Raw genomic sequence first — 13710 nt, 5'->3', positions numbered from 1 at the left:
AAAGGTTAACGGTAGAGCGGCTTTTCGGCCACCGGTATCAGCAGGCCGGACTGCCACTCTGCCAGCGTCAGTTGGGTCAGTTTGCCCAGCGCGCGGTAGAAGGGGTGGCCTGCGTTTTCGGTGAACACGGTAAGAAAACGGCTGCTCCAGGGCAGCAGATGCCAGGCCAGCAGCTGGTCGCACTCTGCGTCACGGCCGGTTTCCGCCAGCCATGCCGCCATCAGCAGCAGGGCGCCAAAGTGATCTTCCGGCTCGTTTTGCGCCATCTCAAACACGATGCCATTGTCGCGCATCCACTGGCGCAGCGCGAGGGTGGAGTCGCCGAACAGCACCGATTCGCGATCCAGCCACACCGATCCCCACGGCGGGGCTGGCAGCGCCCAGGGGCCAACAAACAGACGCTGCCAGGCGGTGCGCAGGGGCTCATCGCAAGGCTCGCGCAGTTCGTCGGCGACGGCGGCCAGCCGCTCGTTATCCAGCGGCCAGTCGTGCAGCCAGTCGGTCTGGGTCAACGCCGTGACCAGCGGCGCGGCCTCGGGGCTGTCCGGCGCGTAGTAAAACAGGGCGCCCAACACGCGGGCAGTAAAAGCAAACGACTCTCTCATACTTCATCCTTCAACTGCGCGGGTTGCCCCGCGCTGACTCATTATTTACGCTTTTTCAATCTGCACCAGGTTGGTGTGCTGCGGATTACCCTTCGCCAGCGGGGATGGACGATGGGTGGTCAGGGTGTTGATGCACGAACCGTGGTCAATGCGATCCCCGGTCATGTTGGCATCGTGCCACGCCCCCTGGCCCATGGCGCTGACGCCCGGCATGATGCGCGGGGTCACTTTCGCCGGAATGCGCAATTCGCCCCGGGCGTTCCAGACCCGCACCATGTCGCCGTTTGCTATCCCGCGCGACGCGGCGTCCACCGGGTTGAGCCACACCTCCTGACGGCAGGCGGCCTGCAGCACATCCACGTTGCCATAGCTGGAGTGGGTGCGGGCCTTGTAGTGGAAGCCAAACAGCTGCAGCGGGAACTGGCTGCGCTCAGGATCGTCCCAGCCTTCAAAGGTGGAGGCATAGACCGGCAGCGGGCTGATGGTTTCGTCTTTCTCCAGCTGCCAAGAACCAGCAATGTCGGCCAGCCTGCTGGAGTAGATCTCGATTTTCCCCGACGGCGTTTTCAACGGGTTAGCCGCCGGATCGTCGCGGAATTTCTTGTAGGCAACGAAATGGCCGTTCGGATCTTTACGTTTATAGATGCCCATCGCTTTTAATTCTTCATAAGAGGGGAGCTGCGGATCTTTAGCCACCATCTTAGCGTAGAGGTACTGCAACCATTCTGCCTGGGTCCGGCCTTCGGTAAAGCGCTGATGCACGTTCGGGCCGAGGCGCTTCGCCACTTCGCTCATGATCCAGTAGATGGGCTTGCGTTCAAATTTTGGCGCGGTCACCGGCTGGAGGAAGATCAGATACCCCATGTTTCCGGCGTAGTCGTTGGGAATGATGTCCTCCTGTTCGACGGTCATCAGATCCGGCAGCAGCAGATCGGCATATTTCGCCGAAGAGGTCATAAAGTTGTCGATCACCACAATCATTTCGCACTTGCTCTCGTCCTGCAAAATGTCGTGGGTTTTGTTGATATCCGAATGCTGGTTGATGATGGTGTTACCGGCATAGTTCCAGATGAACTTGATCGGCACGTCGAGCTTATCTTTGCCGCGCACCCCGTCGCGGGTGGCGGTCATCTCCGGACCGCGGGCGATAGCGTCGGTCCAGCTGAAGCAGGAGATTTGGGTTTTGACCGGGTTCTCCGGCAGCGGCATGCGTTCGATGGTGATGGTGTAGGTGGATTCACGCGCGCCGCTGTTGCCGCCGTTAATGCCGACGTTACCGGTGAGGATCGGCAGCATGGCGATGGCGCGGGAGGTCAGCTCGCCGTTGGCCTGACGCTGCGGCCCCCAGCCCTGGCAGATATAAGCCGGTTTCGCGGTGCCGATTTCACGGGCCAGCTTAACGATCCGATCGACAGGAATACCGGTGATGCGTGAGGCCCACTCCGGCGTTTTGGCGGTGGCATCATCGCCCTGGCCCAGAATATAGGCCTTGTAATGCCCGTTGGCGGGCGCGCCTTCCGGCAGGGTGGTTTCGTCGTAACCCACGCAATATTTATCGAGGAACGGCTGATCGACGAGGTTTTCGTTAATCAGCACCCAGGCGATGCCTGCGACCAGGGCGGCATCCGTACCCGGTCGAATCGGGATCCACTCATCTTCACGCCCGGCGGCGGTATCGGTGTAGCGAGGATCGATGACGATCATGCGCGCATTCGAGCGTTCCCGCGCCTGTTCAAGGTAATACGTGATCCCGCCGCCGCTCATGCGTGTTTCCGCCGGGTTATTACCGAACATCACCACCAGCTTGCTGTTTTCAATATCCGAGGTGCTGTTGCCCTCGTTACTGCCGTAGGTGTAAGGCATGGCGCAGGCGATCTGCGCGGTGCTGTAGGTGCCGTAATGGCTCAGGAAGCCGCCGTAGCAGTTCATCAGCCGGGCGACCAGAGAGGCGTAAGGCGAGGAGCGGGTAATATTTCCACCGACAATTCCGGAAGAGTAATTAATGTAGACCGCTTCGTTGCCATATTTAGCCACCACGTCGCGCAGGCTGGCAGTGAGCAGATCCAGGGCTTCATCCCAGGTGATGCGCTCGAACTTGCCTTCTCCGCGTTTGCCCACGCGCTTCATGGGATAGTTCAGACGGTCAGGGTGGTTGATGCGTCTACGGATCGAGCGTCCGCGCAGGCAGGCGCGCACCTGATGGTTGCCATAGATGTCGTCGCCGGTGTTGTCGGTTTCTACCCAGTAAACTTCATCGTCACGCACGTGCAGGCGCAGGGCGCAGCGGCTACCGCAGTTGACCGAACAGGCGCCCCAGACCACTTTATCTTCGCGCGCCTGCTGCACGGCGGCAGCGGCAGGGCGTAAACCAAAGGGCAATGACAGGCCGCCCGCGGCAAGCGCAAGGGATCCGATGGCGGTCGATTTGACAAGGGTACGGCGGCTGATCCCGCCGCTTGGCTCATTATCTGACATGACTCACTCCATTAGGTTCGTCGTTGAGAACTGATTTCAGCCGTGATGACGATCTGGCTAATGGAGGGGAGTGTTACCCATTAAGGGGGAGTTAATATTAATGTACATCAAAACAAAGGAGATTCCCCCGCGTTAACGGGGGTAAAACTCACTGCGGCTCGCGTGGCGCCGGGGCCTGATTGCCGCCTCCGCTGACCGGATAGTTGCCGCTGCTGGTGCGGGTATAGAGGATTTTGAGGGTGTCATTGGCGCAGTGGCCTACCACTTCGGCGTCGGGCTTATCGGCCTGATCGTTAGGCACAATGTTCAGCATAAAGCCGCTTTCCGGTACGCCGTTATTGATGATCCGCTGCTGGATGTCGCTTTTGATCCGTTCGCAGTTATCGGGTGCCGCCAGCGCGGCCGGGGCAATGCCCGCCAGCAAAAGTGCAGTAATCCAGGGTAACCGTTTCATATCTGCCTCCTTACGACTGTGTGTGACTATAATAATAGCCAATGTAAACGGTTGTATTTGTTAATATGCCTGGAATTATCTTCTGCTATCGGTAGGTCATGTGAATAAACACGCGCTTATGCTTGTCCTTGCAGCACTGTTGGCGGGGTGTGACAACACCGCCGCGCCGCTGTCGTTTACGCCAGAAATGGCCAGTTTTTCCAACGAGTTTGATTTCGATCCCCTGCGCGGGCCGGTGAAAGACTTCAGCCAGACGCTGTTCAATGAAAAAGGGGAAGTGGCAAAGCGCGTCAGCGGCACGCTCTCCACGGAAGGCTGTTTTGACAGCCTGGAGCTGCACGATCTCGAGGCCAACACCGGCATCGCCCTGGTGCTGGACGCGAATTATTATCTTGATGCACAAACCCAGCAAAAAAAGCTGCGGCTGCAGGGCAAGTGCCAGCTGGCGGAACTGCCCGCGTCGGGGATCTCATGGGATACCGATGACAACGGGTTCATCGTCAGCGCCCACGGCAAGGATATGGAAGTGAACTATCGCTACGATGCCGACGGTTATCCGCTGGGCAAAACCACCGTCTCCGGGGAGCAGCATCTCTCGATTACGGCGACACCGGCGGCAGACAAGCGCAAGAAGCTGGACTACACCTCGGTAAGCCAGTTGAACGAGAAGCCGCTGGGCAATGTGAAGCAGACCTGTGATTACGACAGCCACGATAATCCCGTGGAGTGCGAGCTGGAAGTGGTGGATGAAAGCGTTAAACCTGCGGTGTCGCGGAAGTACACCATCAAAAACAGCATCGAATACTACTAAGCACCGCGCAGAGTACAGCGCGGTGCCTGCGGGCAGAAGTCAGGGGGCCATCACGCGGCCGGTGCGGCGGTCGAGGCAGCGCAGGGTGTTGGGCTCCCAGTAGGCGTTGACGTTGGCGCTCTGCTGGCACTTATCCCGCGCGTCAAAGGCTACATCCTCTTTATCCCACTCTTTCTCAGCGCGAGTATTCACCTTGTGGCGCAGGCTGCGGGTGTCGTTCCATTGCTCTTTATCCATGGCGGCATTCTGACGGCTCTGGGCGCTGTCGCCGGATTCAATAATCAGTTTGCTGGTGTTGGCGGATACTGGCGCGATGACAACAGCGGCCAGCAGGGCAGCCATACAGAGGCGTGTGCTCAATTTACGCATAGCGATTTCCTTATTGGCGGTGGAAATTCGAATAACCACCGGGATTCTACAACAGTCCATTTTGAGGTCATACCCACATCAGGTATGTGGAAGGGTTCCTTTCACATTCAGGTATGATAACCCATCACTCATCAGACAACGTTAAATATGTTTAAAACAACTTTGCTCTTTTTCGCCACGGCGCTGTGCGAAATTCTCGGCTGTTTTCTGCCCTGGCTATGGCTGAAAAAGGGCGCTTCGGTGCTGCTGTTAATTCCCGCGGGCGTTGCCCTGGCGCTGTTTGTCTGGCTGCTGACGCTGCATCCGGCGGCAAGCGGGCGCGTCTATGCCGCCTATGGCGGGGTGTACGTCTGCACCGCGCTGCTGTGGCTGCGGGTGGTGGATGGCGTGAAGCTGAGCCTCTACGACTGGGCTGGCGCGGCGGTTGCGCTGTGCGGCATGTTAATCATCGTGGCAGGCTGGGGGCGCGCATAAGCGCCCAATCTGTGATCAAGCGACGATTTTTCGATCTTCATACTTGTATGGTAGTAGGGCGATTGCGTAAATTTCCTGCATCACAACAAAAGATGTAAGGAACCAGAACATGAAGATCGTAGGGGCTGAAGTATTTGTCACCTGTCCAGGGCGCAACTTTGTCACGCTGAAGATCACCACCGACGAAGGGATTGTCGGCCTGGGTGATGCCACCTTAAATGGCCGCGAGCTCTCCGTCGCGTCCTACCTGAAAGATCATCTCTGCCCGCAGTTAATCGGCCGCGATGCTCACCGTATCGAAGATATCTGGCAGTTCTTCTATAAAGGCGCGTACTGGCGTCGTGGCCCGGTCACCATGTCGGCGATTTCCGCCATCGACATGGCGCTGTGGGATATCAAAGCCAAAGCCGCCAATATGCCGCTGTACCAGCTGCTGGGCGGGGCCTCCCGTGAAGGGGTGATGGTTTACTGCCACACCACCGGACACACCATCGACGACGTGCTGGAAGATTACGCCCGCCATAAAGAGATGGGCTTCAAGGCGATCCGCGTTCAGTGCGGCGTGCCGGGAATGAAAACCACCTACGGCATGTCTAAAGGGAAAGGGCTGGCGTATGAGCCTGCCACCAAGGGCAACTGGCCGGAAGAGCAGCTGTGGTCAACCGAAAAGTACCTCGATTTTACCCCGAAATTATTTGACGCCGTGCGTAACAAGTATGGCTTTAATGAACACCTGCTGCACGACATGCACCACCGCCTGACGCCGATCGAAGCGGCGCGTTTCGGTAAGAGCATCGAACAGTACCGCATGTTCTGGATGGAAGACCCGACGCCAGCCGAGAACCAGGAGTGCTTCCGTCTGATCCGCCAGCACACCGTCACCCCAATTGCCGTGGGCGAAGTGTTCAACAGCATCTGGGACTGCAAGCAGCTGATCGAAGAGCAGCTGATCGACTACATCCGCACCACCATCACCCATGCGGGCGGTATCACCGGGATGCGTCGGATTGCCGATTTCGCCTCGCTCTACCAGGTGCGCACCGGTTCACACGGTCCGTCGGATCTGTCACCGATTTGCCACGCCGCGGCGCTGCACTTCGACCTGTGGGTACCGAACTTTGGCGTGCAGGAGTACATGGGCTATTCCGAACAGATGCTGGAAGTGTTCCATCATAACTGGACCTTCGAAGACGGCTACATGCATCCGGGCGATAAGCCGGGCCTGGGCATCGATTTTGATGAAAAACTGGCGGCGAAATATCCCTACGATCCCGCTTACCTGCCGGTTGCCCGTCTCGAAGACGGCACGCTGTGGAACTGGTAAAGGAGCAGATGATGAAAAGTATCGTTATTCAACAACCGAATGCGCTGGTGATCGAAGAGCGTCCGTTACCGTCTCCTGCCGCAGGCGAAGTGCGCGTCAAGGTGAAGCTGGCCGGGATCTGCGGTTCCGACAGCCATATCTATCGCGGCCATAACCCGTTCGCGAAATACCCGCGCGTGATCGGCCATGAGTTCTTTGGCGTGATTGATGCCGTCGGCGAGGGCGTCGACACCTCGCGCCTGGGCCAGCGCGTCTCGGTTGATCCTGTGATCAGCTGCGGGCACTGCTACCCGTGCTCGGTGGGCAAACCGAACGTCTGCACCTCGCTGGTGGTGCTGGGCGTACACCGCGACGGCGGCTTCAGTGAATACGCCGTGGTGCCGGCTAAAAACGCCTGGGTCATTCCGGATGCCATCAGCGATAAGCATGCGGTCATGGTGGAGCCGTTCACCATCGCGGCCAACGTTACCGGCCATGCCAGCCCGACAGAGCAGGATGTGGCGCTTATTTATGGCGCCGGGCCGATGGGGCTGGTCACCGTTCAGGCGCTGAAGGGCGTCTACAAGGTGAAACAGGTGATTGTGGTCGATCGCATCGACGAGCGCCTGGAGATGGCGCAGCGCTGCGGGGCCGACTGGGTCATCAACAATGGTAATCAGTCGTTGCAGGCTGTGCTGGAAGAGAAGGGCATCAAACCAACGCTGATTATTGATGCGGCCTGTCACCCCTCTATTTTGCAGGAAGCGGTCAATCTCGCCTCGCCGGGCGGGCGGATTGTACTGATGGGCTTCTCCAGCGATCCAAGCCAGGTTGCCCAGCAGGGGATCACCGGCAAAGAGCTCTCTATTTTCTCCTCACGCCTGAATGCCAACAAGTTCCCGGTGGTCATCGACTGGCTGGAGAAAGGACTTATCGATCCCGATAAATTGATTACTCACACCTTTGAGTATCAGCACGTTAAAGACGCCATTGAACTGTTCGAGAAAGACCAGCGGCAGTGCTGCAAGGTATTACTGACGTTCTCTGAATAATAATAGTGAATGCGGTTTAGCGGTACGCATCTTACCCTGTTGAGATAGCCAATATGACTCAAGTACAACATGAAAGATCCACATCTGACCTGATCAAAGCCGCCGTATCCGGGTGGCTTGGCACCGCGTTAGAGTTTATGGACTTCCAGCTTTACTCGCTGGGCGCGGCGTTAGTCTTCCACGAAATCTTCTTCCCGGAGCAGTCGGCCGCGATGGCGCTGATTCTGGCGATGGGCACCTACGGCGCAGGCTATATCGCCCGTATCGTCGGCGCCTTTATCTTCGGCAAAATGGGCGACAGCGTAGGCCGTAAAAAGGTGCTCTTTATCACCATCACCATGATGGGGATCTGCACCACCCTCATCGGCGTGCTGCCGACCTATGCGCAGATTGGTATTTTCGCACCGATACTGCTGGTGACGCTGCGTATTATCCAGGGGCTGGGCGCAGGCGCGGAGATCTCTGGCGCAGGCACCATGCTGGCGGAATATGCGCCGAAAGGGAAACGCGGGATCATCTCCTCCCTGGTGGCGATGGGCACCAACTGCGGCACCCTGAGCGCCACCGCGATCTGGGCGGTAATGTTCTTTGCCCTCGACCGTGAAGAGCTGATTGCCTGGGGCTGGCGCGTGCCGTTCCTCGCAAGCGTGGTGGTGATGATCTTTGCCATCTGGCTGCGTATGAACCTCAAAGAGAGCCCGGTATTTGAGCAGGTCGCTGAAGAGGCTCCGGCACAGGCCGCTGTTGCTCAGGAGAGCACCCTGGGTGCCATGCTGAAGAGCAAATCGTTCTGGCTGGCTACCGGCCTGCGTTTCGGCCAGGCGGGTAACTCCGGCCTGATCCAGACCTTCCTTGCCGGTTATCTGGTGCAGACGCTGCTGTTTGATAAAGCGATCCCGACCGATGCCCTAATGATCAGCTCGATTCTCGGCTTTATTACTATTCCGCTGCTGGGCTGGTTATCCGATAAATTTGGCCGTCGTCTGCCTTATATTCTGCTGAGCATTTCGGCCATCATTCTGGCCTACCCGATGATCTCGATTATTGTCGATAAGTCGTACAGCCCTGGCGTGATCATGGCCTCGATTATCGTTATCCATAACTTTGCGGTACTCGGTCTGTTCGCCCTGGAAAACATCACCATGGCCGAGATGTTTGGCTCGCGTAACCGCTTTACCCGGATGGCGATTTCAAAAGAGGCGGGCGGTCTGATTGCGGTTGGTTTTGGTCCGGTGCTGGCGGGTATCTTCTGCAACATGACCGACTCCTGGTGGCCAATTGTGGTGATGGTGATTGTCTACTCCTGCATCGGCCTGATTTCAGCCCTGCTGATGCCTGAAGTATGCGATCGCGACCTCAGCGCGCTGGAAGACGCCGCAGACGACAAATCTGCCGCAATGAGGGTGAGCGGTAAACACCGCGCCATCTCCTGATGTCCAAAGACTCCCCTGAAAACAGGGGAGTCTTTTTTTTCCTCTCAATAAAAACGATTAAACGCTAAATCAAAGAAGCATCGGGAATTCACTGAATTATTTTCAGGTAAGGAAACGTTATGTCTCGTGCAAATAAAAACATCACTATTCCGGTCAGTATTGGATACGGTCTGACCGATATTATGGGCGGCGGCGCATTTACCGTTATTGGCGCCTGGCTGTTATTTTTCTACACCACCTTTGTCGGCCTGTCGCCAATAGAAGCGGCATCGATTGTGGCCATCGCCCGTATTGTCGATGCGGTGGTCAGTCTGTTTATGGGCAGCCTAACGGACCACTTCTATAAAAACTATTTTGGTAAGAAATTTGGCCGTCGGCGTTTCTTCCTGCTGATCGCGCGCCGTTGATGCTGGTCTACGCCTTACTCTGGCTCGACGGAATGAGCTATGCGTTTTATCTGGCGGTCTACCTGGCGTTTGAGATCATCGCCGCCATGGTGCTGATCCCGTGGGAAACGCTGCCTTCCGAAATGACCAAAGAGTTTAATGGTCGCACTAAGTTATCCACCTGCCGGATGTTTATGTCGGCGTCCGGTACCTTTCTGGCAACCTTTATTCCGGGGCTGCTGATTGGTTATTTTGGCGAGCAGAGCGCGAATGCCTATCTGATAAACGGCGTGATTTTCGCGGTGCTGTTTATGGTCTGCGTCTTTATTTCATGGAAAGTGACCTGGGAGCGGGATATCACTCCGGAAATGCAGGTGGAACTGGAAAAATCAGCCTTACCCGGTAGCCTGTCTGACAAACTTCGCGCGGTCGTTGACCTGTTCAAATCCTACGCCTCGACGCTGAAAATCCGCGCTTTCAGAAAGCATCTGGCAATTTATCTCCTGTCGTTCACCGGCAAAGATGTCTATAACACCGTGTTTGTCTTCTTCTGCGTTTACTGCCTGAACGTCTCGTCGTCGCTGGCAGGGAGCCTGCTGTCGATGAGCATTGTCGGCCTGCCGGTGACGCTCATTGCCGGGTTCGGGATCATCAAATACGGTCCGGCCCGGCTGTACGTTTTCGCTTATGCCCTGATGATGCTGTGCCTGGCTGGTTTTCTGGCGGTGTATCAGATCCCGGCCCTGAATACCGTTGCCACGCTGTTCATCCTGGCTGGGGTGTATCAGGTCGGGCGCTGCGTACTGGAGTTCACGCCGTGGAACGTTTTCCCGTTTATTCCCGATATTGACGAAATGGTCAGCCGTCAGCGCCGGGAAGGGCTGTTCGCTGCGGTGATGACCTTCTCGCGCAAAACCACGGTTGCCATCGCCACCTTTGTGGTTGGCCTGCTGCTGCAAAACGGCGGCTTTGTGAAGGGCAGCCAGGTTCAGCCGCCGGAAGCCATTCATACGATCGCCATGCTGATGTTCGTCGGCACCGCCGGGCTGTTAATTCTGGCTATGTGGCAGGCTCTGACGTTCCGGCTGAATAAAGAGACTCACCAGATCTTTGTGGCGGAGGTTGATCGCCTCAGGGCCAATGGTTCAAAAGCGGCGGTCGAACCGCACGTACGGCGTATCGTGGAGGATCTGACCGGGCATGACTACGACACATTATGGACAGCACCGAATTCGCTGCCAGACCAACAGCGTGAAAAGGCCACCATTGCAGGATAAATGGTTTACAGCATTTTAATGCTGTCACACAACTTGCAATTGATGTCACACCAGATGGTGAAAAGTTAACGTAAATCAATATCGACGTACCAACAATCAGTATGGTTAACGGCAGAGAATTTTTTATTCTGCCTACCATTCTAGTTGGGTTAGTAAGCCGGGCCAGGTGAATCAACCGGCCCGGATCCATCGCTTAATCACATTAACGAGTACTATCATGAAAAATCCGTTATTACATGCGCAAGCCACGCTTCCTCAATATAACCGCGACAACCTGCAGACACGCATCGTGCATCTCGGGTTTGGTGCCTTCCATCGCGCGCATCAGGCAGTCTATGCCGATATTCTGGCCGCCGATCACGGCAGTGAGTGGGGCTATTGCGAGGTCAATCTGATTGGCGGCGAGCAGCAGATCGCGGATCTCAAGGCGCAGGATAATCTCTTCACCGTGGCGGAAATGTCTGCCGATGCCTGGACGGCGCGGGTTGTTGGCGTGGTCAAAAAAGCGCTGCATGCCCAGGTGGATGGGCTGGAAGCGGTGCTGGATGCCATGTGCGAGCCGCAGGTGGCGATCGTCTCGTTAACCATCACCGAAAAAGGCTACTGCCATGCCCCGGCTACCGGGCAGTTGATGCTCGATCACCCGCTGATCGCCGCCGATCTGCAGAATCCTCACCAGCCGGTATCCGCCGTGGGTGTGGTGGTAGAAGCGCTGGCGCGACGCAAACAAGCCGGGCTGCCGGCCTTCACCGTGATGTCCTGCGACAACATGCCGGAGAACGGCCATGTGATGCGCAACGTGACCTGCGCCTATGCCCGCGCGGTGAGCGCTGAGCTGGCGGACTGGATCGAAACGCACGTCACCTTCCCGTCAACCATGGTCGACCGTATTGTGCCTGCCGTCACCGCCGATACGCTGAACAAAATCGAACAGATCACCGGCGTGCGCGATCCGGCAGGCGTGGCCTGTGAGCCGTTCCGCCAGTGGGTTATCGAAGACAACTTTGTCGCCGGTCGTCCGGAGTGGGAGAAAGCCGGGGCTGAACTGGTGGCCGATGTGATCCCGTTCGAAGAGATGAAGCTGCGTATGCTGAACGGCAGCCACTCCTTCCTGGCCTACCTGGGCTATCTGGCGGGCTATCAGCACATTAACGACTGCATGGAGGACGCGAACTACAAGCGCGCCGCCCGTGCTCTGATGTTAAACGAACAGGCCCCGACCCTGAAAGTCACCGGTGTGGATCTCGAACGTTACGCCTATCTATTGATCGAACGCTACAGCAATCCGGCGCTGCGCCACCGTACCTGGCAGATCGCCATGGACGGCAGCCAGAAGCTGCCTCAGCGTATGCTGGATTCCGTGCGCTGGCACCGTGTCCATCAGAAGCCCTTCCCGCTGCTGGCGCTGGGCGTGGCGGGCTGGATGCGTTACGTCGGTGGGGTGGACGAGGGTGGTGAAGCCATCGAGGTGTGCGATCCGCTGCTGCCGGTGATTCAGGCGGCGGTCAAAGGCAGTGCGGAAGGCGAAAGCCGCGTAAAAGCGCTGCTGGGAATTGACACTATTTTCGGCCAGGAGTTACCGCAGGATAAGGTATTTGTTGATGCAGTGATGAATGCCTACGCGACATTATTAAAAGACGGGGCCAAAGCCACGGTCGCACAATACGCCGCACAGATTTAACCTCTCTTTATGCCGCCGTTCGCGGCGGCATAGTCAATAAACACTTCTTTACTTATCCCGCCTATTTCCTGACCGAGTCGTTTAAGTTTCGTTTCATAAAAACATGTCAATCTGAATATCGTTAACAAGCACATTGTCGATATAAGGAGAAGGGCGTATGTATAAGAAAATATTGATGCCTGTCGATGTCTTTGAAATGGATTTGAGTGATAAGGCCGTGCGTCACGCCGCATTTCTGGCCCGGGCGGATAATGCTGAAATCACGTTGTTAAATGTTCTTCCGGTCAACAGCCGCGCGCTGCTGCGGGGCTTTTCGTCGGATATCGCTAAGTTCGAAGCCTATATGACCGAAGAGTCAAAGAGAAAGATGAACGAATTAAAGCGGCTCTTTGATGTACCGCCGGAGAGAATGCATACCGAAGTGCGTTTTGGCAGCGTGCGGGATGAAATTATCGCGACGGGGACTGAAGGTAAATTCGATATTATTGTTATCGGTTCGAAAAAGCCTGGCGTGACGACCCATCTGCTGGGTTCGAATGCGGAATCGGTATTACGCTATGCCAAAATTCCGGTATTAGTGGTGCGTTAATCAAATAATTTGCCGCATCCCGAATATTCGACGGGATGCGGAAGTTTTACTCTTCGCTGAACCAGTCGCTGTTTTCCTGACGAATTAACTGCACTGACTCGCCAATTTCCTGCAGATGCAGGGTCATCGCTTTTTCTACCGCATCGGCGTCGCGCTTTTCCAGCGCATTAAAAATATCCAGATGCTGACGCAGCAGCATCTCCGGCGGCGAAACGTGGTCAAGACTCATGTAACGCACCCGGTCCATGGTCGCCTTGATGTTCTCGATGGTATCCCACGCCAGCTGGCAGCCGGCAATCTGCGCCAGCTTCTGGTGAAATTCGTCGTCGAGCAGGAAGAAATCATTCAGCTGTTTACGCTCAATGGCGATGCGCTGCTGGTGCAGGTTCTGCTCCAGCTGATAACACTGGTTGTCGTCAACCAGGCCTGCCGCACGACGGACCACGGCGCACTCGATGGCCTGACGGACAAAACAGCCGTTCTGCACCTGGCTGAGGGAGATCTTATTGACGTAGCTGCCGCGCTGGGGGCGGATCTGAATCAGGCCGTTTTCGGCAAGCTTAATAAAGGCTTCGCGAACCGGCTGACGGGAGACATCAAAACGGACCGACACCTCTTTTTCAGAAAGTGGGGTGCCCGGCGGGATCAGACAATGCACGATGTCGCTGCGCAGAATACGATAAATTTGCTGATTAACGGGTTGTGTCGGATTAAGTTGCGATTCAGCGGCCATTCGATGTGATTTCTCAGAGAGTTAACCGGGAAATACTACCATTCTTTTGCCTGGTATCCCAGTCCCGG

12 protein-coding genes and 1 pseudogene are annotated in these 13710 nt (G+C 56.5%); 8 read left to right on the top strand and 5 right to left on the bottom strand.

Annotation, left to right across the window (positions count from 1 at the left end):
- Positions 1-5: 5 nt before the first annotated feature.
- From dmsD to K5I40_RS06630, 3 genes are all read right to left on the bottom strand, one after another.
- Positions 6-605, bottom strand: coding sequence for a Tat proofreading chaperone DmsD (gene dmsD, locus K5I40_RS06640; protein WP_223074133.1), 600 nt, complete (start codon positions 603-605; stop codon positions 6-8).
- A 45-nt stretch (positions 606-650) separates the two neighbouring features.
- The gene (gene ynfE, locus K5I40_RS06635) at positions 651-3080 is read right to left on the bottom strand and encodes a selenate/tellurate reductase subunit YnfE (RefSeq protein WP_223074132.1); all 2430 of its coding nucleotides are present in this window, start codon (positions 3078-3080) and stop codon (positions 651-653) included.
- A gap of 148 nt (positions 3081-3228) precedes the next feature.
- Positions 3229-3534, bottom strand: a complete 306-nt coding sequence (locus K5I40_RS06630; protein WP_103824474.1) for a DUF1161 domain-containing protein — start codon at positions 3532-3534, stop codon at positions 3229-3231.
- A 100-nt stretch (positions 3535-3634) separates the two neighbouring features.
- On the opposite strand from K5I40_RS06630, the gene K5I40_RS06625 reads away from it, so the two are divergent.
- Positions 3635-4345, top strand: a complete 711-nt coding sequence (locus K5I40_RS06625; protein WP_223074131.1) for a YnfC family lipoprotein — start codon at positions 3635-3637, stop codon at positions 4343-4345.
- Between the two features lie 39 nt (positions 4346-4384).
- On the opposite strand, the gene K5I40_RS06620 is transcribed toward K5I40_RS06625, so the two are convergent.
- A complete protein-coding gene (locus K5I40_RS06620; RefSeq protein ID WP_039029241.1) occupies positions 4385-4714 on the bottom strand; it encodes a DUF1283 family protein in 330 nt (109 codons plus the stop codon).
- A 147-nt stretch (positions 4715-4861) separates the two neighbouring features.
- Between K5I40_RS06620 and K5I40_RS06615 the strand changes: the two genes are divergently transcribed.
- From K5I40_RS06615 to K5I40_RS06585, 7 genes and pseudogenes are all read left to right on the top strand, one after another.
- On the top strand, positions 4862-5188 hold the full coding sequence (locus K5I40_RS06615) for a YnfA family protein (RefSeq protein ID WP_039029242.1): 327 nt from the start codon (positions 4862-4864) through the stop codon (positions 5186-5188).
- Positions 5189-5297: 109 nt separating this feature from the next.
- Positions 5298-6512 carry a D-mannonate dehydratase ManD gene (gene manD, locus K5I40_RS06610; RefSeq protein ID WP_039029243.1) on the top strand — a complete coding sequence of 405 codons (1215 nt, stop codon included), beginning with the start codon at positions 5298-5300 and terminating at the stop codon, positions 6510-6512.
- Between the two features lie 11 nt (positions 6513-6523).
- On the top strand, positions 6524-7543 hold the full coding sequence (locus K5I40_RS06605; RefSeq protein WP_223074130.1) for a Zn-dependent oxidoreductase: 1020 nt from the start codon (positions 6524-6526) through the stop codon (positions 7541-7543).
- 53 nt (positions 7544-7596) lie between these two features.
- A complete protein-coding gene (locus K5I40_RS06600; RefSeq protein ID WP_223074129.1) occupies positions 7597-8976 on the top strand; it encodes an MFS transporter in 1380 nt (459 codons plus the stop codon).
- A 119-nt stretch (positions 8977-9095) separates the two neighbouring features.
- Positions 9096-10639: pseudogene (locus K5I40_RS06595) on the top strand (MFS transporter).
- A 217-nt stretch (positions 10640-10856) separates the two neighbouring features.
- Positions 10857-12320 carry a mannitol dehydrogenase family protein gene (locus tag K5I40_RS06590; RefSeq protein ID WP_223074128.1) on the top strand — a complete coding sequence of 488 codons (1464 nt, stop codon included), beginning with the start codon at positions 10857-10859 and terminating at the stop codon, positions 12318-12320.
- A gap of 157 nt (positions 12321-12477) precedes the next feature.
- A complete protein-coding gene (locus tag K5I40_RS06585) occupies positions 12478-12909 on the top strand; it encodes a universal stress protein (RefSeq protein ID WP_039029247.1) in 432 nt (143 codons plus the stop codon).
- 46 nt (positions 12910-12955) lie between these two features.
- Here the strand turns inward: K5I40_RS06585 and K5I40_RS06580 are convergent, their stop codons facing one another.
- A complete protein-coding gene (locus K5I40_RS06580; protein WP_039029248.1) occupies positions 12956-13642 on the bottom strand; it encodes a GntR family transcriptional regulator in 687 nt (228 codons plus the stop codon).
- Positions 13643-13710: the final 68 nt, after the last annotated feature.

Origin of the sequence: Leclercia sp. LTM14, assembly GCF_023736175.1 — a bacterium.
Taxonomy (GTDB): domain Bacteria; phylum Pseudomonadota; class Gammaproteobacteria; order Enterobacterales; family Enterobacteriaceae; genus Enterobacter; species Enterobacter barmai.
The sequence above is the reverse complement of the archived record's forward strand: the minus strand, read 5'-3'. Positions and strand labels throughout refer to the sequence as shown.